Genomic DNA, 19,502 nt, shown 5'->3' with positions numbered 1-19,502 from the left:
GTCGACAAGCCGCTAAACTGATGCCGCCCGGGAGGAATCGCCATGCCGAACGCACCCGTCACCAACACGCTGAAGCAAAAGGTTCACGAGCTCGCAGAGCAGCTGCCTGAGAACGCGACGTGGCGCGACGTCGCCTATCAGGCTGCGGTGCGAGCCGAAGCCGAGGAGGGCCGCGCCGATATCGTCGCCGGCCGTGTGGTCGATGGCGATGAAGTGCTTCGCTGGATCGACAGCTGGGGCACCGACCATGAACTCGAAGCGCCGCGGCTCCATCGGTGAAGCTGCGCTTCACCAATCGCGCAACGCGCGACCTGCAACGGCTGCGAGCCTTTATCGCCGACGACAATCCGCTTGCAGCCAGACGCAAGATCGACGTGCTGCGCCGCTCGATCCGAACTTTGCTCGATCAGCCGCAGATTGGCCGGGAGATCGACCAGGCCAGTGGAATGCGCCAGTGGATCGCCGGCGACTATGTTGTTCGCTACTTCATCGACGACCAGATCCTCACCGTCAACAGAATCTGGCACGGCAAGGAAGAGCGGCCGGCGCTGGGATAGACCGCGATGCGCTCACTATTCGATCAATATGAGCAAGAAGAGAATCGTCTGACTCATGCATTGATGTCGTCCTTGGACAAGGACGGCACGCTGCTTCGAAGCTTCATCCGCGACTTTGCAGGTTTGAGGCCAGGCGGACACCGTTTCGAGGTCGTTGAACAAGGCTTTCCCGGTATGACCGTGGACAGTCCAGAAGAGGCGGAGCGTCGTGGCCTTCCGGATGGGTGTATCAGAGACGAGACGGGATGGGCGTTGCTGATCGAGAGCAAGATCACTGCGGAACTGAGCTCGGATCAACTTCGTCGGCACATCAATACGGCACGGCGATACGGCTTGGAAGGGAGCTCGTTGCTCGTCCTTTGCGTGCGAACTGGTGCGGTGCGACTTCCGGATGAGGCGCAAGTCCGACACTGGTCCGAGCTTTACGCTTGGTTACAGCGCCAAGCGACGGTGTCGCCTTGGGCGCGATGGTGCGCGGAGTACTTCGAGATTGCGGAGGCAAAGTTCAAATTGACTGAAGGGACACTAACCGTGTTTGCCGGCATTCCGTTTGATGACAGCGAAGCTCCATACAACTACGCCCAGGCGAAGCGGATATTGGGCCTGTTGCGCGCAAAGGTTTTAGAAGATCGGCGCTTGGTGAGTCGACTGAGTGCAGACGCTGAGAGCGCCGGACGTCTAGCTATCACCGGAAGCCGCGGGACAGCTGTCTGGGACTTCATTTCCATACTGCGCGACGGGACTTCGCAGATGTTCACGCAGTATCCGCACCTCACGCTTGCCATACACTCGGACGCACTGCTGGCGTATGTGACCGTCCCCAATGGAACAAAGCCCGCGGTGCGCAGCGCCATCGTGACGGATTCGTACGAGAAATTCGAAAGTCTGATGGCGCGGATCGCGGCGAACCTGGACACGGTGCTCGCCACAACTGCGCCGACAGCACAACCGAGCGTTTTCATTGTCCAGAGGCACTACAAGTCGCAGCGCTCCGAGCCAATACACGATGCGAGGCTCGTCTTTGACCTGAGAACGGCGGTCGGCCGTGGCGGCGGGGTGAAGCGGCAGCCGGAGTGGTTGCGAGCGGCTTGGGAAGTCATGCGTGGCCGCCGGTCCAACCTTCAGATGCAGGTTGGAGTGACTCTGCCTTATTCGACGTGCGACGTGGTCAGGTCAACGGAGGTTGCGACGCTTGTTGCGGAGATCTGGCTGGCTTGCGCTCCATTGCTCGACGCAGCGAAGCAAGCCACCGCCCCGGACCGCTAGTCCCTGAAATTCTCGAACTGCAGCGGCAGTTCGAACTCGGTCTTGCGCAGCAGGGCGATGGTGGCCTGCAGGTCGTCGCGTTTCTTGCCGGTGACCTTGAGCTTGTTGCCGTGGATCTGCGCCTCGACCTTGATCTTGGATTCCTTGACCTTGGCGATGATCTTCTTGGCGATGGCCTGTTCGATGCCCTGCTTGACCGTGATCTTCTGTTTGGCGCGCGACAGGTTCACCTCCGGCTCGGCGGCATCGAGGCAGCGCAGGTCGATGTGACGTGCGGCGAGGCGCGGATGCAGGATGTCCTGCATCTGCTTGAGCTGGAAGTCGTTCGGCGCGCTCAGCGTGATGACGAATTCGTCGAGATCGATCGCGGCATCGGCGCCGCGGAAGTCGAAGCGGTTGCCGAGTTCGCGGCGGGCCTGGTCGACGGCATTGGTGAGTTCGTGCTTGTCGACTTCGGAAACGATGTCGAAGGAGGGCATGGTCGGTTCTCGCGTGCGGGTTCGGATCAGATGGCGGCGAGCAGGGCATCGAGATCGTCGGCGCCGAAACTGGCCGCCTGCGTGGTCCCGCCTTCCAGCAGGGCCTGCGCCAGTGCGGCCTTGCGCTGCTGCAGCTCCTGGATCTTCTCTTCCACGGTGGCGCTGCAGATCAGCTTGTAGATGAACACCGGTTTTTCCTGGCCGATGCGGTGGGCACGGTCGCTCGCCTGGTTCTCGGCGGCCGGGTTCCACCACGGGTCGTAGTGGATCACGGTGTCGGCGGCCGTCAGGTTCAGGCCGACGCCGCCGGCCTTGAGGCTGATCAGGAACACCGGCACCTCGCCGCGCTGGAAGCGCTCGACGAGCGCGCCGCGATCGCGGGTTGCGCCGGTCAGTTCGAGGAAACGCAGGCCGCGCTCGCGCAGGGCGGTGCCGATCAGGGCCAGCATCTCGGTGAACTGCGAGAACACCAGCACGCGCCGGTCCTCGGCGATCAGCTCGTCGAGCAGTTCGAGCAGGTGGTCGAGCTTGGCGGATTCGTTGACCGTGGCCGCGCCATCGAGCTTGACCAGGCGCGGGTCGCAGCAGACCTGGCGCAGCTTGAGCAGCGCGTCGAGCACGACGATGCCCGACTGCTCCAGTCCGCGTGCGGCGACGGCGTCGCGCACGCGGGTCTCCTGCAGCGCGCGCAGCGATTCGTAGAGGTCGCGCTGGCGCTCGTCGAGGTCGACCGCGCGCAGGATCTCGGTGCGCGGCGGCAGTTCCGGCGCCACGTCTTCCTTGCGGCGGCGCAGGATCAGCGGCGCGACGCGGCGGTTGAGCCGTTCCTGGCGGTGCGCGTTGCCGTGCTTCTCGATCGGGGTGCGGTACAGCGTCGCGAACGTGCGCTCGCTGCCGAGCAGGCCGGGCTCGACGGCGTCCATCTGCGCCCACAGTTCGCCGAGATGATTCTCCAGCGGCGTGCCGGTGACGGCGAGCCGGCGCTGGGCGCGGATCTCTCGGACGACGCGTGCGGCCTGCGTGCGCGCGTTCTTGATCGTCTGTGCCTCGTCGAGGACCAGCAGCCCGAACTCGCGGCGCTTGAGCAGGGCATGGTCGCGTGCCAGCAGCGGGTAGGTGGTGATGACGAGGTGCGCGTGCGCGATCTGCGCGTACAGCTCGCGGCGATCCGGGCCGTGCAGCACCAGCAGCTGCAGCTCCGGCGCGAAGCGGCGCGCCTCGGCGCGCCAGTTGGCGACGAGGCTGGTCGGCACGACGATCAGCACCGGCTTCTTCAGACGGCCGCGTGCGCGCTCGGTCCAGATGTGGGCCAGCACCTGCACGGTCTTGCCCAGGCCCATGTCGTCGGCGAGGATGCCGCCGAGTCCGGCGGACGCCAGGAAATCCAGCCACGCCAGGCCCTGTTGCTGATACGGGCGCAGCGTGGCGCGGAAGCCTTCGGCGACGGCCGCCGGCTCGCGCGCCGCGTTCAGTCCGGCCAGGCGCTCGCGCAGCGGGTTGCTGCCGGCCAGGCGCAGCGGCAGCTCGTCGAGGATCGCCGCCTGCGGCAGGCGCATGCGCAGCGCGCCGTCGTCCGCATTCCGCGTATCGGTCTGCTGCGACAACCATTCGGTGAGCGGTTCGATCAGCGCGCGCAGGCGCGCCAGCGGCAGCGGCACGCGCCGGCGTTCGTCGACGGCGGCCAGCCACACCGCGTCCGGTGCCTCGTTCGGCGCCGGCTCCGCAGGAAACCCCGGGTCGGCCAGCGCCGCGCGCAGCACCGGCACCAGGTCGATGCGTTCGTCGCCGACCTCGATGCCCAGGTGCAGATCGAACCAGGCGCCGCCACGGTCGACGACGTCGATCCGCCAGTCGCTGGGGGCCGGCAGCAGCTCGACCGGAAAGTCCTCGCCGAACTCCAGCGTGAAGCCCGCGGCGGCGAGCCGCGGCAGGACCTTGGCAAGGTGATCGGGCGATGCGGGACGGCCCTCGCCGCGTTCGAGGATGTGGTCGCCGGTGCCGAAGCGGGCGAGCTCGTCGTCGTCGAGGAACAGGCCGACGACGGCGTCGGCCGGCATCAGGTTGAAGCCACGCAGCTGGTCGAGGACCTCGCCCTCGAAGGCGTGCTGCCGCTCGACCGGCGCGGCGTCATCGTCGATGCCGGCGCCGTGGCCGTCGGCAGCGAAACGCCGGCCGCCATAGTCGAAGCAAAGCCGGGCGACGCCGACGCGGGAGACCGGCAGCCGGCGCGAGCGCACGGCGAAGCGCTCCGTCCGCAGCTCGAGGATCGCCCGTAGCGATGCCCGGCGGGCATCCAGATCCAGGCTCAGCTGCGCCGGTTCGCCCTTGGGCGTGGCGGCGGCCGGCAGCGTGGGCGGGGACGAGTGGGGCATCTCGCGGAGCGGATCGGACAGGACAGCCGTACAGGCTAGCAAAACCGGCTGTGGCGCCGCTGAACCCGCCGGCGGCGGCTTTCGTCGCTTCCGGCCTTCTGCGAGGTGACATGACAGGCCCGCTTCCTGCTAGTTTCGGCGCGTCACTCAAAATTCACCGAAAAGACGCGAAACTGAAATGAAACTGTGCTGGTCCGCCGGCAGCGCCTGCGTCAATGGGCTGCAACTGAGCTTCGAACAGGCCGGACCGCCGCAAGGCGAGCCGCTGCTGCTGGCGATGGGTCTGGGCGGACAGCTCATCCACTGGCCGGACGCGCTGTGCGAGCGCCTGGTCGCGCAGGGGTTTCGCGTGATCCGCTTCGACAACCGTGATGCCGGCCTGTCGGCGGAGGCCGACCGCGGGCGGGCGATCAACCTGCCGCGCGACTGGCTGCGCTCGCGTCTGGGTCTGCCGACCGCTTCGAACTACAGCCTGCACGATCTCGCCGACGATGCCGTGGGTCTGCTCGACGAGCTCGGCATTTCGCGGGCCCACCTGGTCGGCGTGTCGATGGGCGGGATGGTCGCGCAGATCGCCGCGGCACGGCAGCCGCGTCGTGTGAAAAGCCTGACCTCGATCATGTCGAGCACCAATCATCCGAAACTTCCGCCGGCGCGCTTCGACGTGCTGTGGCGCATGGCCGGTATCGGGCCGCGCCCGAAGACGCGCGAACAGGTGATCCGGCGATCGACGGCCATGCTGCGCCGTGTCGGCAGCCCGGGCTTCCCCACGCCCATCGAGTATCGCCGCCAGCTCGTCGGTCGCGCCTACGACCGGGCTTTCCGCCCGCGCGGCGTCATCCGCCAGACGCACGCGATTCTCGCCACCGGTAGCTTCGAGGCGCTGCTGCCGCAGATCGGCGCACCGACCCAGGTGATTCACGGGCTCAACGATCCGTTGCTGCGCCCGGCCTGCGGCCAGCGCAGCGCGAGCCTGATCCGCGGCGCCCGGCTGGAGCTGATTCCCGGCATGGGCCACGACATGCCGCCGAGCCTGATGCCGCGCTGGGCCGAACTGATCGCCGCGAACGCCGCGCGCGCCTGAACGCTTTGTAGGAGCGCACCCGGGTGCGCTCCTACAGAAGTGCGCTCAGTTTCCCGGCGCCAGCCTGTACACCTTGCCGTCGAAAGCGGTGATGTACAGCTCGCCGGCGCCATCCTCGCCGAAGGAACTCGGATTGCCGGGAAGCGTGCCGAGCAGGTCGATGCGGACGCCTGCGCCATCGCGGCGCAGCGCCCAGACTTCGCGCGAGCAGAAATCGGCGAAGACATAGCGGCCGGTCAGGGCCGGAATCGCCTCGCCGCGGTAGACATGGCCGCCGGTGACACTGCAGCGGCCGTTGCCATGGTCGTACTCGTAGATCGGCGGCGTCGCGTTGCCTGGATCGGGATCACCTTCGTTGTAGACCTGCGTGCCTTCGAACTTGCGCCAGCCGTAGTTGCCGCCACGCTCGACGATGTTGATCTCCTCGAGCGCGCCCTGGCCGACATCGGCCACCCAGAGTTCGCCGGTGTCGCGGTCGAAGCTCGCGCGGAACGGGTTGCGCAGCCCATACGCCCAGATTTCGCTGCGGGCGCCGGGCGCGTCGACGAAGGGATTGTCGTCCGGAGCGCCGTCGTCGGTGTCGATGCGCAGGATCTTGCCGAGCAGCGTGCCGAGGTTCTGCGCGTTGTTCTGCGGATCGCCGGCGCCGCCGCCGTCGCCGGAGGCGATATAGAGCCTGCCGTCGGATCCGAAGCCGAGCCAGCCGCCGTTGTGGTTCTCGAACGGCTGGTCGTAGCTCAGCAGTTCCGACTCGATCCCCGGGAGTTCGCCGTCGAGCGGCGAGAAGCGCGAGATCACCGTGCGGCGTTGCGGCTGAAGCGGCGTCGGCTCCGGTGTGTAGTTGACGTAGACGATGCCGTTGTCGGCGTAGGCTGGATCGAAGGCGAAGCCGAGCAGCCCCATCTCGCCGCCGGAGTCGTCGACCCTTTCGCGCAGGTCGAGAAACACGTCGCGCGTGTCTGCACCGGCGTCGTTGTCGAAGATCTGGATCAGGCCGTTGCGCATGGCGACGACCGCCCGGCCATCGTCGCCCGGCACCGTCGCGAAGGCCAGCGGCTGATCGAAGCTCAGCGCCGGAAACGCCTCGACGATGTCGACGGCCAGCACCGGCGGTGGGCTCGCGTCATCGAAGCCGCCGCCGCCCCCGCAAGCGGTGAGCAGGTTCACGACGGACGCGAGCGCCGTGACGGTAACGGAACGATGTCGGCAGTCATCCATGACGACGCTCCTGGGAGGGTCCGGTGATCCGTTCTACGCGGGTTCGCCGCCGTTGTCAGCCGGGTTCGACACGCATACGCTGGCGCCGCCAATCCATGGGGGGAGCTGACGATGACGATCACACCGCTTTACGCCGGCCTGCTGGCAATCCTGTTTCTCGCGCTGAGCCTGCGCGTCGTGCAGAAGCGCTCGAACGTGAGTCTCGGCGACGGCGGCGACCCGGAGCTGCTGCGGCGCATCCGCGGTCACGGCAACTTCGCCGAGTACGTGCCGCTGATCCTGCTGATGATGGCGATGCTGGAGGTCGGCGGTGCGACGCCGGCGTGGCTGCTGCACCTGCTCGGGGCGACGCTGGTGGTCGCGCGCGTGCTGCACGGCATTGCGCTGTCGTACACCGCCAAATGGAAGTTCGGCCGCTTCTACGGCACCTTGGTCACCTTCATCCTGCTGCTGGTGCTGGCCCTGCTGTGTGTCTGGCGCGGCATCGCCGCGCTGCTGGTTTGAGCATGCTGGGCTCCAAGCCCCACTCGCCGTCCAGCGAACGCAACCGCGAGCCGATCCTCGCGGTGCTGCGGCGCCACTTCGCCGATCGCCGCTGTGTGCTGGAGATCGGCAGCGGTACCGGGCAACACGCCGTGCACTTCGCCGCGGCGCTGCCGCACCTGGTCTGGCAGTCCGCGGACCGTCCGTCGTACCTGCCGGGCATCCGCGCCTGGCTCGCCGAAGCGGGTCTGCCGAATACGCCCGAGCCGCGGGTGCTCGACGTCAACGACGCGGACTGGCCAGAAGGTCCGTTCGACGCCGTCTACAGCGCCAACACGCTGCACATCATGGGCTGGCCGGAGGTCGAGCGCCTGTTCACGCGGCTGCCGCAGGTCGTCGGCGAGGACGCGAAACTCGCGATCTACGGGCCGTTCAACTACGGCGGGCGCTTCACCAGCGACAGCAACGCCGCCTTCGATGCGCGGCTGCGCGGCGATGCCGCGCACATGGGCATCCGCGATTTCGAGGCGGTGGACGCGCTGGCACGTGGCATCGGGTTCAGGCTGGTGGAGGATGTCGCGATGCCGGCCAACAACCGCTGTCTGGTCTGGCGACGATGAGCCGGAGGAAACAGGCTCAGGGTACGGTCTGCCCCTGCGAGTCGGGCCGGCCGTACCGCGATTGCTGCGAGCCCTATCACCAGGGCGCGGCGGCGCCGACGCCGGAGGCGCTGATGCGCTCGCGCTACAGCGCCTACGCCCTGCGCCTGTCGCTGTACCTGCTCGCGACCTGGCATCCGAGCACCCGTCCGCCGCCGGACGAAGTGGACCTGGGCGAGACGCGCACGGCATGGCTCGGGCTCAGGATCGTCCGCAGCGGGCAGAGCGGCGAGGACGAGGGCGTCGTCGAGTTCGTGGCGCGGTACCGGGTCGGCGGTGCCAGTGCGGTGCGACTGCACGAGACCAGCCGCTTCGTGCGCGAGCACGGTGTCTGGTTCTACGTCGATGGTGTGGTCAAGTCCGGTTGACGGATGGCTGGCGCCGATGCCGCGCGCCGATGTCACAACCGGGCTCGCTGCGTCGTCTCATCGGCAATACCCGCCTGCCGGAGACCCACGATGATCACGACACTCGTCCACCACCAGATCCGCCGCTTCGAACGCGCCGCCGGCTACGACGCGAGCTACCTGCACGAGCTGGCCGACGCCAGTCTCGGTGCGTTCCGGCGCTTTGCCGGCGTGCGGGCGCTGTCGTCCTTCCGCGAGGACGTGCCGCTGGACGCCTGGTACGCGGCGAAGATCGCCGCGACGCTGGCGCAGGACTGTGGCCCCTGCCTGCAGCTCAACGTCACGCTCGGCGCCCGCGACGGTCTGCCGGCCGCCCAGCTGCGCGCGATGCTGACGGGCGATCTCGCGGCGATGGGCGACGATGCGGCCCTGGTCTGGCGCTATGCGCGCGCGGTATGCGTGCGGGACTTCGAGGCCGACCTGCTGCGCGAGCAGATCGTCGGCCGCTGGGGGCGGCGCGCACTGGCTTCGGTGGCGCTGCAGATCGCGGTCGCCGGCCTCTATCCGACGCTCAAGGTCGCCTTCGGCCACGGCAAGGCCTGCAGCCGTATCCGCGTCGGCGAAGAGGACATCGTGCCGCGGTTGGCGGCAGGCTCGGTGGCGTGAGCACTGCCGTGGATACCGCGCTGGGGTTCGAGCCGCATCGGGCCTGGCTGCGTGGCCTGGCCTACCGCATGCTCGGCTCCCAGGCCGAGGCCGAGGACGCCGTGCAGGACGCCTGGCTGCGCTGGAACGGTGCGGACGTCGCCGCCGTGCAGAATCCGCGCGCCTTCCTGGCGCAGACGGTCACGCGCCTGTGCCTGGACCGTCTCAAGTCGGCGCAGGCGCAACGTGAGCACTACGTCGGCCCGTGGCTGCCCGAGCCGATGGTCGAGACCCTCGCTGCCGGGGACGACCCGGCGCTCGCGGCCGAGCGTGCCGCCGACGTCAGCGTCGCCTTCATGCTCGCGCTGGAACGCCTGTCGCCGCTGGAGCGCGCCGCTTTCCTGCTGCACGACGTCTTCGACTGCGACTTCGCCGAGATCGCCGAGGCGCTGGGGCGCAGCCCCGCGGCCTGCCGGCAGCTGGCGACGCGGGCCCGCGAGCAACTGCGCAGCGAGCGCCCGCGCTTCCGCCCGCGTGCCGACGAGGCGCGCCGCCTGCTCGATGCCTTCGAGCAGGCGATCGCCTCCGGCGATGCGACGCGCTTCAAGGCCCTGCTGGCCGACGACGTGCGCTTCGTCTCCGACGGCGGCGGACGCATTGCCGCCGCGCGCATCGTCGTCGAGGGGCTGGAGCGCGTGACCAAGACCTGGCTCGGCTTCGCCGGCAAGCACCCGCCGCCGCCGGGTACCGGTTTCGAGCGCATGCGCATCAACGGCCTGCCGGGCCTCGTCGTCCGCGGCCCCGACGGGGTCGTGATCCAGACCGTGGCGATCGAGACCGACGCGCGCCAGCACATCACCGCCTTCTACGTCGTGCGCAATCCGGAAAAGCTGCGCGGCCTGTGAAGCGCTCCACAGTGCGCCGGTCGCCGCCGGACGCGTCGCCCCCGGAACCGGCACGCTTCGTGCAACTACCGATTCAGCGCTGAGCCGGATCGATCCGGACACGCCGGCCGAGCATGCCGGCAGCGGGCCTTCGCCGCATGCTTGTCACCTCGATTCAGTAGAGTCTGCGGACTCGACGGGAGGACAAGGATGACCGACCCAGGCATGACGCCCCCGAGGACGACACCTCCGGGGATGACGCTGTACAGCTTTGCCGCATCGCAATCGAGCGAGAAGGTGCGCTGGGCGCTGGATGCCGCCCATCTGCGCTACCGCGAGCATCGGCTCACGCCGTTCCTGCACCACGCCAGCAACCTGCGCATCGGCGGCAGCCTCGGCGTGTCGCTGCCGACACTGCAGGCCGACGGCGAACTGGTGCAGGACAGCACGCAGATCCTCGAATGGCTGGAGCGCCACCGCGCACCGTTCACGCTGATCCCGGCGGACGTGGAGGCCCGCGCCGAGGTCATGCGCTACGAGGCGCGCTTCGATCACATCGGCATGCACGTGGTGCGCCTGATGTACGCCACCCTGCTCGCGGACGCGGACCTGGTGCGCCGGCTGTGGTCGCTCGATGCCGGCTTCGTGCAGGCGCGGCTGCTGCGCGCTGCGTTCCCGGTGATCCGCGGCCTGTTCCAGCGCGGCCTGGGCATGGAGCCGGTGCTGATCGAGCACTCGCGCAAGGTGGTCGAGCGGGCGCTCAACGAACTCGGCCGGGTCGTTGATGGCGGCCGGGTCTACCTCGCCGCCGACCGCTTCACCGTGGCCGACATCACCGCGGCGTCGCGACTGGCGCCGCTGATCTGCCCGAACGAGCATCTCGTGTTCTCGGACCCGGAGTACCGTGACGCGATGATGCCGCTGATGGAACGCTGGCACGACCATCCGGGCGCCGGCTGGGTGCGCGAGATGTACCGCCTGCACCGGCATGTACAGCCGGCCAGGCCGGCGGGCGCACCGCCGCAGGCGGCTGCGGCCTATCGTCGCCGTCGGCGCCTGCAGGGCGCGCAACGCAAGGTCGTGGACAAGGGCTGAGCGCTCCGCTCGCTCTCGTGGACGCGCACCCGGCGCGTCCGCGCCGGCCGTGCCTGAGAGGCGCGCCTACGTCAGTTGCTCGATCTCTTCGGCGGCCGCAAGCCACTGTTCTTCCAGCGTGGCGAGGTCGGTCTTGAGTTCGTTCTGTTCGCGCCCGAGCTGCGCGATCTCGGCAGCCTGCGTGCTCGCGTACAGTGCCGGATCGGCGAGCCGGACATCGAGTTCCGTCAGCCGCTTCTGCAGCTTGGCGATCTGCGCGTCGAGTTTCTTCACAGTGTCGCGCAGCGGCTTGAGGCGTTCGCGCTGTCCGGCGCCGTCGCGGCGCTGATCCCTGGCCGTCTCCGCCGCCCGCGAGCGCGACGGTGCGCTGGCATCGCGGCTCGACAGCAGGCGCGCGTAGTCGTCCAGATCGCCGTCGTAGGCTTCGCAGGCGCCGCCGGCGACGAGCCAGAAATCGTCGCAGGTCGCGTTCAGCAGGTGGCGGTCGTGCGAGACCAGGATCATCGCGCCGGCATAGTCCGCCAGCGCCGTCTCCAGCGCATGGCGCATGTCCAGGTCGAGATGATTGGTCGGCTCGTCGAGCAGCAGCAGGTTGGGGCGCTGGTAGACCACCAGCGCCAGCGCGAGCCGCGCCTTCTCGCCGCCGGAGAACGGACCGACCGGCTCGAAGGCGCGGTCGCCGCGGAAGTTGAAGCCACCGAGAAAGTCGCGGAACTGCTGCTCGGTGCCCTGCGGATGGATGCGGCGCAGGTGCACGACCGGGGAGGCTTTGAGATCCAGGTGCTCGACCTGATGCTGGGCGAAGTAACCGACGCGCAGGTCCGGCGACCGCATGACGTCGCCGCCCAGCGGTGCGAGTTCGCCGGCCAGGGTGCGGATCAGCGTCGACTTGCCGGCGCCGTTGGCGCCGAGCAGGCCGATGCGCTCGCCGGGTGCCAGCAGCAGGCGCAGGTTCGTCAGGACGGTCTTGTCCGGGTAACCGGCGGCGGCCTTGTCCATGCGGATCAGCGGGGAGGGCAGTTTCTCGGGCACCGGAAACTCGAACGAGAACGCCGAATCCCAGTGCGCGGGTGCCACCAGTTCCATGCGCTCCAGCGCCTTGACCCGGCTTTGCGCCTGGCGCGCCTTGCTCGCCTTGGCCTTGAAGCGGCGGATGAAGCTTTCGAGATGCGCGATGCGGGCCTGCTGCTGCGCGTACTGCGCCGCCTGCAGGCGCAGGCGCTCGGCGCGCTGGCGCTCGAACTGCGAGTAGTTGCCGGTATACAGCGTCGCCGTCGTCCCTTCGAGGTGCAGCGTGTGGCCGGTCACCGCATCGAGGAACTCGCGGTCGTGCGAGATCAGCAGCAGGGTGCCGGCGTAGCCGGTCAGCCAGGTCTGCAGCCAGATCACCGTATCGAGATCGAGGTGATTGGTCGGCTCGTCGAGCAGCAGCAGGTCGGAGCGGCACATCAGCGCGCGGGCGAGGTTCAGGCGCATGCGCCAGCCGCCCGAGAAGCTGGCCACCGGGCGATCCTGCTCGTCGGCGGAAAAGCCCAGGCCGTGCAGCAGCTTGCCGGCGCGCGCGCGCGCCGCGTAGCCGCCGATCGCGTTCAGCCGCTCGTGCAGCGCGCCGATCTTCAGTGCGTCCTGCGCCGCCTCAGCCGCTTCGAGCCGGCGCTCGATCTTACGCAATTCGTCGTCGCCGTCGAGCACGTACTCGAGCGCCGGCTGCGGCAGCGCCGGCGTCTCCTGGGCGACGGAGGCAATGACGATCTGCCGGGGCACGCTGATGTCGCCCCGATCCGGCGCAAGCTCGCCGAGCAGTGCCGAGAACAGCGTCGACTTGCCGGTGCCGTTGCGGCCGACGACGCCGACGTGCCAGCCGGCATAGAGGGTGAAGCTGGTGTCTTCGAGCAGCGTGCGGGCGCCGCGGCGCAGGGTCGCGCGGGTGAGTTGGATCATGGCGCGCGCAGTTTAGCGGGCGCCTTCTATACTGGCTTCGATCTTTGCTAAGCCCCGGAGTGCTGCATGAAGCTGCCGCGCCTGGTCTCGCTGCTCGGTTATGCCGGCCTGATCCCCTTCCTCGTCGGTCCGGCCTGGCTGTCGCTGTCGCCGGCCACCGCACCGCACTGGCTCGACCACGCCTGGTTCGTCTGGGTGGGCATGATCGCGAGCTTCATGGCCGGTACCTTCTGGGGCTTCGCGCTGCCGGCGTCCGAAGGGCCGGCCGGCATCCTCGGCCTGCTGGTCTCGATGGCGCTGATGCTTGCGGCCTGGACTGCCATGAGCCTGCCGCTGGTGCCGGCACTGGTCGGATTGATCGTCGTCTTCCTGCTGTTGCTGGTCGCCGATTTCTGGCGCGAGCGCACGCTGGGCGCGGTCGACGGCTACTTTGCGCTGCGCATCGCGCTCACCGTCGGTGCCTGCTTGGCCATCGGCTGGCGGCTGGCGATCTGAGCAAGGCTCAGGCGCGGCGCGTCTGGATCGTTGCGCCGGCCTTCAGCGTCAGCGTCACCGGCGTCTTCTCGGCGATCTCCAGCAGGCGTTGCCACTGCGCGTCGTCGAGCGCAGCGTCGCTGGCGAGCTGACGGTCGATGCGCGTCTCGCCTTCCTTGTTCTTCAGCAGCTGCAGCTCGACCGTCAGCCGGCCGAGGGGCCACTGCTTGCGTTCGGCGTACATGCGCAGCGTGATCGCCGTGCAGGCGCCGAGGCTCGCAAGCAGCAACTCGTACGGGGCGGGGCCGGCGTCCGCACCGCCGGCATGTGCCGGCTCGTCGGCCACCAGCGTGTGGTGGCCGCTGCGGATGTCCTGCCGGTAGGCGGTCTCGGCCGAGGTGACGCTGGCGCGGGCGATCTCTTTCATGGGCCTTCTCCTACTCGTGGTGCGACCACGGCGGCGGCGGGGCCGTGAGACGGCTGCCCGGATAGCCGCGTACTTCGCCGAACACCTCGGCGCCAGCGTTCCAGTCTCGGGTGAACTGCTCGATCTCGGTCTTGCTGCGGCCGATGAAGTTCCACCACATCAGCAGGCCGTCGGTGAACGGCGTGCCGCCGATCAGCAGCGTGCGCGACGCGGCGTCGGTGCTCAGGCGCGCGGCGTCGTGGCCCGGTGGCAGGTACAGCAGCTCGCCGGGCGTCGCGCGCTCGCCGCAGAACGTGACCGCCCCTTCGAGCACGAGCACGCCGTACTCGAAATCGCGGCGCAGCGGCAGTTCGATCGCGGCCTTGCCGGCGCTCAGCAGCTCCGCGCCGACCAGCGGCGAATGCAGCTTCACCGGCGACGACAGGCCGTCGAAGTCGCCGGCCATGACCGTCAGCGTGAAGCCGCTGCGCGTGTCCGAAGGAATCTGCGGGTAGTGCTCGAAAGCCGGCGCGATGTGGCGATGGCTGTCGGGCAGGGCGATCCACAACTGCGCGCCCTGCATGACCGGCGAGCGCTCGCGCGGCGATTCCTCGGAATGCGAGATGCCGCGTCCGGCGGTCATCAGGTTGACCTGTCCGGGGCGGATCAACTGCTCGTAGCCGAGGCTGTCGCGATGCAGGATCTCGCCCGAGATCGGCCAGGTGAAGGTCTGCAGCCCGGTGTGCGGGTGCGGGCCGACACGCATGCCGTCGCCGTTGCGCACGTCGACCGGGCCGAAGTGATCGAGAAAGCACCACGCACCGATGGTGCGCCGTTCGCGTGACGGCAGCGCGCGGCGGATCTTCATGTCCTCGCCGAGGATGCTCTCGCGCGCGGCGATGCGCTGCAGGCCGTCGGTCGCGCAGGGCTTCACCGCATTCGGGTTGGCGTCGGGGTCGGTCGTACTCATGTCGTGAACTTCTCGGTCTGCGGTGGTCATTGTAGGAGCGCCCTCAGGTGCGAGGTCTTGGACCCGCGTCGCCAGTTGCGCCCGCAGACGCTCCTGCAAGAAAGACGCTCCGCTCAGGCCGCCAGCCGACCGTTGCGATAGTCGTCGATGGCCTGCTCGATCTCGTCGCGCGTGTTCATCACGAAGGGACCGTACTGCACCACCGGTTCGCGCAGCGGCCTGCCGGCGATCAGCACGAAGCGCGCGCCCTCGTCGCCCGCACCGACGGTCACGGCGTCGCCGTCCGCGAGGACGCCGGCGGCGTAGCGCGGCAGCGCGCGGTCGCCGATCTGCGCCTGGCCTTCGTAGACATAGATCAGCGCGTTGTGACCGGCAGGCACCGGCTGCGTGATCGTCGCGCCGGCAGCAAGACCGATGTCCAGGTACAGCGGATCGGTCGCCATTGCCTCCGGCGTGCCGTTGATCGGGCCGGCAATCACGCGGCCGTCGTGCTGTGCCCGGCCGGCGATCACCTTCAGGTAGCCGCCGCCGACCAGCGCGACCGACGGAATGTCCTGCGCCGGGATGTCGCGATAACCGGCCGGCTTCATCTTTTCGCGCGCCGGCAGGTTGATCCACAGCTGGAAGCCGCGCATGCGGCCCGACTCCTGCTGCGGCATCTCCGAGTGGATCACGCCGCGGCCGGCGGTCATCCACTGCACGCCACCGCTCCTGAGCTCGCCGACATTGCCGAGGTGATCCTCGTGGCGCATGTGGCCGTCGAGCATGTAGGTGACGGTCTCGAAGCCGCGGTGCGGATGCGGCGGAAAGCCGGCGATGTAGTCGTCCGGGTTCTCGGTGCCGAACTCGTCGAGCATCAGGAACGGATCGAGGCGCAGCCCCGGCGTTGCGCCGATGCTGCGGCGCAGCTTCACGCCGGCGCCGTCCGAGGTCGCGACACTGGGAATCACCTGCTGCAGTTCACGGATGGTCATGGCAGTACTCCGGTGAAACGCGCGCGGGTCAGGCGCGGGAGAAGAACTTGTGGTCGAGACTGATGCGGCCGGCGCCACGCGCCACCAGGAACAGCAGACCGCCGGCGATCGCCAGGTTCTTCATGAACATGATCTGCTGCATCGGGTCCGCGCCGCCGTGGAACAGCACGGCCGATGCGATGCTGAACACGGCTAGGCCGCCGGCGGCGATGCGCGTCAGCAGGCCGAAGACGATGGCGAGCCCGCCGCCGAGTTCGACGAAGATCACCAGCGGCAGTAGCGCGCCGGGCACGCCGACCGATTCCATGTAGGCCTGGGTGCCGGCGTAGCCGCCGATCTTGCTCCAGCCGGCGCCGACGAAGATCAGCGCGATCAGCAGGCGGCCGGCGAGTTCGACCCAGGGCTGGGCGGCTTCGAGTTTCGGGTTCATGACGGGACTCCTTGGTGTGATGTGAGGGATGCTGCGGTTCAGGCGGCCAGCTTGTCGATGCGCGAGTGCGCGGCGTCCAGCGCCTCGCGTCGCGTCGATTCGTCCAGGGCCATGCCTTCGGCGTAGACGAAGTCGATGTCGCGGATGCCGATGAAGTTGAAGAAGTCGCGGACATAGCCGCTCTGCGTGTCCTTGGGCGTGCCGGCATAACGGCCGCCGCGGGCGGCGAGCACCGTCAGCTTGCGGTCGGCGACCAGGCCTTCCGGGCCGTTTGCGGTGTAGCGGAAGGTGACGCCGGCGCGCGCGACGTGATCGATCCATGCCTTGAGCGTCGACGGAATGCCGAAGTTGTACATCGGCAGGCCGAGGACGATCTGGTCGGCAGCCTTGAGCTCGTCGATCAGCGCGTCGCTCTCGGCGACGATCGCCCGCTGTTCCGGCGTGCGCGCCTCGGGCTTGGCGAGGAACGCCTGGAAGCGCTCGGCGGTCAAGTGCGGCAGCGGGTTCGTGGCGAGGTCGCGGACGATGACGCGGCCCTGCGGGTGGCGGCTGCGCCAGGCCTCGACGTAGTCCTGGGCCAGCTTCGAGGACTGGCCGTTCTCCGAGAACAGGCTGGTGTTGATCTGCAGCAGGGTGGTGGTCATGGCGGTCTCCGGTACGTGGTGAGAGTGTCGCCATTAAACGATTGCTTCAGTCGATAAAAAAGCGGAATATTTCGGCTGAATACATCGAATGGATCGACCTATGTCCGGGCCGAAGATCAGCCTCGAACAGTGGCGCGCACTGGTTGCCGTGGTCGAGGCCGGCGGCTACGCGCAGGCCGCCGAGACCCTGCACAAGACCCAGTCCACCGTCACCTACGCGGTGCAGAAGCTCGAATCGCTGCTCGGCGTCGAGGTGTTCCAGCTGCAGGGGCGCAAGGCGCAGCTGACGCCGACGGGTCAGGTGCTGTACCGCCGGGGCCGCGCCCTGCTCGACGAGGCCGCGCGCGTCGAGCGCGCCGCCGCCAGTCTCGCCCAGGGCTGGGAGCCGGAGCTGCGGCTCGCGGTCGAGGTGGTGTTCCCGACCTGGCTGCTGCTGCAGTGCTTCGACCGCTTCGCGCAAGAGCGCCCCGAAACGCGCATCGAGCTGTACGAGACGGTGCTCGGCGGCACCGACGAGGCCGTGCTCGACGGGCGCGTCGATCTGGCGATCGCCTCGCGCATGCCGCCGGGCTTCCTGCTCGATCCGCTGGTCACCATCCGCTTCGTCTGCGCCGCGGCGCCGCATCACCCGCTGCACCGGCTCGGGCGGCCACTGAGCTTCGACGATCTGCGCCAGCATCGTCAGCTCGTGATCCGCGACTCCGGCAGCCAGCGCAAGCGCGACGGCGCCTGGCTCGGGGCCGAGCAGCGCTGGACCGTGTCGGCCAAGGCCACGTCGATCCGCGCGGCGACGCTGGGTCTGGGCTTCGCCTGGTACGCCGAGAACATCATCCGCGAGGAACTCGACAGCGGTGCGCTCAAGCCGCTGCCGCTGATCGAGGGTGCCGAACGCCAGGTCGAGCTGTACCTGATCGTCACCCACGGCGATGCCGCCGGGCCGGGCGCACAGCGGCTGGCGCAGCTCATCCGCGACGGGGTTGCCGAACTGTGTCCGCCGCCATGACATGAGTGTCATCGAGCGCTATTCTGCAGCCATGATGACGCAAACGATCGAGCGCATGTCCTGGGATGAGAAGCTCCGCACGATGGAAGCGCTCTGGGCGTCCCTTAGCCGTGAAGAAGACCGTTTGCAGTCCCCGGCATGGCATGCCGAAGCACTTGCCCTCACTGCTGCGCGTCACGCAGCCGGGCATGAGCAACCCGTCGACTGGGCAGACGCGAAGCGACAGCTGCGCAAACGCGCCGAGTGAAGATCAGGATTCTGCCCGCGGCGCTCGACGATCTGGATCGCGGGCGCCGTTTCTATGCGCGGCAACAGGCAGGACTCGGCGAATACTTTCTGGATTCACTCTTCTCCGACATCGACTCGCTGGCCCTTTACGCCGGTATGCACCTTCGAGTGTTCGGCTTTCACCGGCTTCTCTCTCGAAGGTTTCCGTTTGCCGTGTATTACCGTCTTGAAGACGAGATTCGCACGGTTTGGCGCGTTCTGGGTTGCCGGCAGGCGCCGCAATCGCTTGGTCGGGCGCTGGACCCGGATCAAAGCACATAAGACGCAAGTACCTGCGCCGGTAACGGTCCCACGCCTGCGGGCCGGCCATGCGCATTGAAGGTGTGCCAGTACAGCGTCGGTCCGCGCAGCGCGCCGGCATCGTGATCGGCGTAGAGGGCGGCGATCGCCTTGCCGGAATAGGCGCTGTCGCTGCGCGCGCCGGTGGCGCTCCCGAAGCGGCTCATCGCGGCCTTGACCGCCGGCGAAGCCAGCGCGTATCCGCGGCCGAAGAACTCTGTGCGGATGCGCACCTCGGCGACGCGACCGGGGCAGGCGGCGGGATCGGCGCGGCGCAGCAGTTGCCGCGTGCGCCGGATCAGTCGATCGAGCTTGGCGGCTGAGGCGAAGTCGTCGCCGACGACCTGCACGGCTTCGATGCGCGTATTCAGGCCGGCGAGTGCGAGGCCGATCGCGAGGCCGGCAACCGTGCCCATGCTGCTGAAGGCGACGTAGAGCCGCGCCGGCGCCGGCATCGCACCGGACTCGACCTGCGCCCTGAGTTCGAACGCGGCGTTGACGAAGCCGAGCGCGCCGAGTGGCGACGAGCCGCCGGGCGGAATCCAGAGCGGCACGCGACCGTGACGCAGCAGCTTCGCCGTGCTGAGCGCGATGGCGCGCGCCACGGCAGCTGCGTTGCCGCGCGCCAGATGCAGTTGCGCGCCGGCGTGCAGGCCGGTGGCGAGATTGTCGGCCACGTAGGGGGCATCGGCCTGCGGCAACAGAACGGCCTGCGTCGCCAGGCCGAGCTTGCGGCCATGCCAGGCGGTGGCGGCGACGAAGTTCGAACCGCTGTAGCCGAAGGTCAGCACATCTTTGCGGCCGCGCGCCCGCGCCTGCGCGAGCAACAGGTCGAGCTTGCGGACCTTGTTACCGCCGAAATCGCTCGCAGACAGGTCGTCGCGCTTGATCCAGATGTCGTCTGCTCCGGGCATCGGCTGCACCGCCGTGATGCCGTCCAGCAGGCCCGCACGAGGGAAAACCCCCAGGCGCGGGAAAACATCGAACAGGGGGTAGCTCCTCAT

The 19,502-nt window shown here is 68.6% G+C and carries 23 protein-coding genes and 1 pseudogene; 14 read left to right on the top strand and 10 right to left on the bottom strand.

Annotated features, from left to right (window positions below):
• Positions 1-42: 42 nt before the first annotated feature.
• From C8D93_RS07850 to C8D93_RS07840, 3 genes are read left to right on the top strand one after another with little or no spacing between them, the layout of a single operon-like run.
• The gene (locus tag C8D93_RS07850) at positions 43-279 is read left to right on the top strand and encodes a hypothetical protein (protein ID WP_110264610.1); all 237 of its coding nucleotides are present in this window, start codon (positions 43-45) and stop codon (positions 277-279) included.
• Positions 276-557: a type II toxin-antitoxin system RelE/ParE family toxin gene (locus tag C8D93_RS07845; RefSeq protein ID WP_110264609.1), complete on the top strand. Its 282-nt coding sequence runs from the start codon at positions 276-278 to the stop codon at positions 555-557. The genes C8D93_RS07850 and C8D93_RS07845 overlap by 4 nt, the downstream gene beginning before the upstream one ends.
• A gap of 6 nt (positions 558-563) precedes the next feature.
• Positions 564-1,823, top strand: coding sequence for a hypothetical protein (locus C8D93_RS07840; RefSeq protein WP_146216541.1), 1,260 nt, complete (start codon positions 564-566; stop codon positions 1,821-1,823).
• On the opposite strand, the gene C8D93_RS07835 is transcribed toward C8D93_RS07840, so the two are convergent.
• A complete protein-coding gene (locus tag C8D93_RS07835; protein ID WP_110264607.1) occupies positions 1,820-2,302 on the bottom strand; it encodes a YajQ family cyclic di-GMP-binding protein in 483 nt (160 codons plus the stop codon). The genes C8D93_RS07840 and C8D93_RS07835 overlap by 4 nt on opposite strands.
• A 26-nt stretch (positions 2,303-2,328) precedes the next feature.
• A pseudogene (locus C8D93_RS21435) lies at positions 2,329-3,759 on the bottom strand (DEAD/DEAH box helicase); the annotation flags it as partial.
• Between the two features lie 1,093 nt (positions 3,760-4,852).
• Here C8D93_RS21435 and C8D93_RS07825 point away from each other — a divergent pair.
• On the top strand, positions 4,853-5,758 hold the full coding sequence (locus C8D93_RS07825) for an alpha/beta fold hydrolase (protein WP_110264605.1): 906 nt from the start codon (positions 4,853-4,855) through the stop codon (positions 5,756-5,758).
• A 45-nt stretch (positions 5,759-5,803) separates the two neighbouring features.
• Here C8D93_RS07825 and C8D93_RS07820 read toward each other — a convergent pair whose 3' ends face one another.
• The gene (locus tag C8D93_RS07820; RefSeq protein ID WP_110264604.1) at positions 5,804-6,976 is read right to left on the bottom strand and encodes a PQQ-dependent sugar dehydrogenase; all 1,173 of its coding nucleotides are present in this window, start codon (positions 6,974-6,976) and stop codon (positions 5,804-5,806) included.
• A gap of 111 nt (positions 6,977-7,087) precedes the next feature.
• Here C8D93_RS07820 and C8D93_RS07815 point away from each other — a divergent pair, with 111 nt between their 5' ends.
• From C8D93_RS07815 to C8D93_RS07795, 6 genes are all read left to right on the top strand, one after another.
• Positions 7,088-7,480, top strand: a complete 393-nt coding sequence (locus C8D93_RS07815; RefSeq protein WP_110264603.1) for an MAPEG family protein — start codon at positions 7,088-7,090, stop codon at positions 7,478-7,480.
• A gap of 2 nt (positions 7,481-7,482) precedes the next feature.
• A complete protein-coding gene (locus C8D93_RS07810; RefSeq protein ID WP_110264602.1) occupies positions 7,483-8,079 on the top strand; it encodes a DUF938 domain-containing protein in 597 nt (198 codons plus the stop codon).
• On the top strand, positions 8,076-8,486 hold the full coding sequence (locus C8D93_RS07805) for a YchJ family protein (protein ID WP_110264601.1): 411 nt from the start codon (positions 8,076-8,078) through the stop codon (positions 8,484-8,486). The genes C8D93_RS07810 and C8D93_RS07805 overlap by 4 nt, the downstream gene beginning before the upstream one ends.
• 90 nt (positions 8,487-8,576) lie before the next feature.
• On the top strand, positions 8,577-9,131 hold the full coding sequence (locus C8D93_RS21115; protein WP_245903852.1) for a hypothetical protein: 555 nt from the start codon (positions 8,577-8,579) through the stop codon (positions 9,129-9,131).
• Positions 9,128-10,015, top strand: coding sequence for a sigma-70 family RNA polymerase sigma factor (locus C8D93_RS07800; protein ID WP_245903851.1), 888 nt, complete (start codon positions 9,128-9,130; stop codon positions 10,013-10,015). The genes C8D93_RS21115 and C8D93_RS07800 overlap by 4 nt, the downstream gene beginning before the upstream one ends.
• A 204-nt stretch (positions 10,016-10,219) precedes the next feature.
• The gene (locus C8D93_RS07795) at positions 10,220-11,089 is read left to right on the top strand and encodes a glutathione S-transferase family protein (RefSeq protein ID WP_170123949.1); all 870 of its coding nucleotides are present in this window, start codon (positions 10,220-10,222) and stop codon (positions 11,087-11,089) included.
• Between the two features lie 66 nt (positions 11,090-11,155).
• On the opposite strand, the gene C8D93_RS07790 is transcribed toward C8D93_RS07795, so the two are convergent.
• Positions 11,156-13,030, bottom strand: coding sequence for an ATP-binding cassette domain-containing protein (locus C8D93_RS07790; protein WP_110264598.1), 1,875 nt, complete (start codon positions 13,028-13,030; stop codon positions 11,156-11,158).
• A gap of 66 nt (positions 13,031-13,096) precedes the next feature.
• On the opposite strand from C8D93_RS07790, the gene C8D93_RS07785 reads away from it, so the two are divergent.
• The gene (locus C8D93_RS07785) at positions 13,097-13,525 is read left to right on the top strand and encodes a DUF3429 domain-containing protein (protein WP_110264597.1); all 429 of its coding nucleotides are present in this window, start codon (positions 13,097-13,099) and stop codon (positions 13,523-13,525) included.
• Positions 13,526-13,532: 7 nt separating this feature from the next.
• Here the strand turns inward: C8D93_RS07785 and C8D93_RS07780 are convergent, their stop codons facing one another.
• The 5 genes from C8D93_RS07780 to C8D93_RS07760 all read right to left on the bottom strand — a co-directional run bounded on the left by C8D93_RS07780 (position 13,533) and on the right by C8D93_RS07760 (position 16,928).
• Entirely contained in the window at positions 13,533-13,931 is a 399-nt protein-coding gene (locus tag C8D93_RS07780; RefSeq protein WP_110264596.1) for an OsmC family protein, read from the bottom strand.
• A 10-nt stretch (positions 13,932-13,941) separates the two neighbouring features.
• Positions 13,942-14,880, bottom strand: coding sequence for a pirin family protein (locus C8D93_RS07775; RefSeq protein ID WP_110264595.1), 939 nt, complete (start codon positions 14,878-14,880; stop codon positions 13,942-13,944).
• A 113-nt stretch (positions 14,881-14,993) separates the two neighbouring features.
• Positions 14,994-15,854, bottom strand: coding sequence for a pirin family protein (locus C8D93_RS07770; RefSeq protein ID WP_110264594.1), 861 nt, complete (start codon positions 15,852-15,854; stop codon positions 14,994-14,996).
• A 28-nt stretch (positions 15,855-15,882) separates the two neighbouring features.
• The gene (locus tag C8D93_RS07765) at positions 15,883-16,284 is read right to left on the bottom strand and encodes a DoxX family protein (RefSeq protein WP_110264593.1); all 402 of its coding nucleotides are present in this window, start codon (positions 16,282-16,284) and stop codon (positions 15,883-15,885) included.
• Between the two features lie 38 nt (positions 16,285-16,322).
• Positions 16,323-16,928 carry an FMN-dependent NADH-azoreductase gene (locus C8D93_RS07760; protein ID WP_110264592.1) on the bottom strand — a complete coding sequence of 202 codons (606 nt, stop codon included), beginning with the start codon at positions 16,926-16,928 and terminating at the stop codon, positions 16,323-16,325.
• Positions 16,929-17,028: 100 nt separating this feature from the next.
• Here C8D93_RS07760 and C8D93_RS07755 point away from each other — a divergent pair, with 100 nt between their 5' ends.
• Genes C8D93_RS07755 through C8D93_RS07745 form a run of 3 tightly spaced genes read left to right on the top strand, consistent with a single transcriptional unit; the run spans position 17,029 to position 18,480 of the window.
• Positions 17,029-17,931, top strand: a complete 903-nt coding sequence (locus C8D93_RS07755; RefSeq protein ID WP_110264591.1) for a LysR family transcriptional regulator — start codon at positions 17,029-17,031, stop codon at positions 17,929-17,931.
• Position 17,932: 1 nt separating this feature from the next.
• Positions 17,933-18,178, top strand: coding sequence for an addiction module protein (locus C8D93_RS07750; RefSeq protein WP_211307255.1), 246 nt, complete (start codon positions 17,933-17,935; stop codon positions 18,176-18,178).
• A complete protein-coding gene (locus C8D93_RS07745) occupies positions 18,175-18,480 on the top strand; it encodes a type II toxin-antitoxin system RelE/ParE family toxin (RefSeq protein ID WP_110264590.1) in 306 nt (101 codons plus the stop codon). Before C8D93_RS07750 ends, C8D93_RS07745 begins: the two co-directional genes overlap by 4 nt.
• On the opposite strand, the gene C8D93_RS07740 is transcribed toward C8D93_RS07745, so the two are convergent.
• Positions 18,468-19,502, bottom strand: coding sequence for a 1-aminocyclopropane-1-carboxylate deaminase/D-cysteine desulfhydrase (locus C8D93_RS07740; RefSeq protein WP_110264589.1), 1,035 nt, complete (start codon positions 19,500-19,502; stop codon positions 18,468-18,470). The two genes, C8D93_RS07745 and C8D93_RS07740, sit on opposite strands and share 13 nt — an antisense overlap.

This window comes from Sinimarinibacterium flocculans (assembly GCF_003201205.1).
Lineage (GTDB): Bacteria > Pseudomonadota > Gammaproteobacteria > Nevskiales > Nevskiaceae > Solimonas > Solimonas flocculans.
Note: the sequence above shows the minus strand (reverse complement) of the source record. Positions and strands in the feature narration are given on the sequence as shown.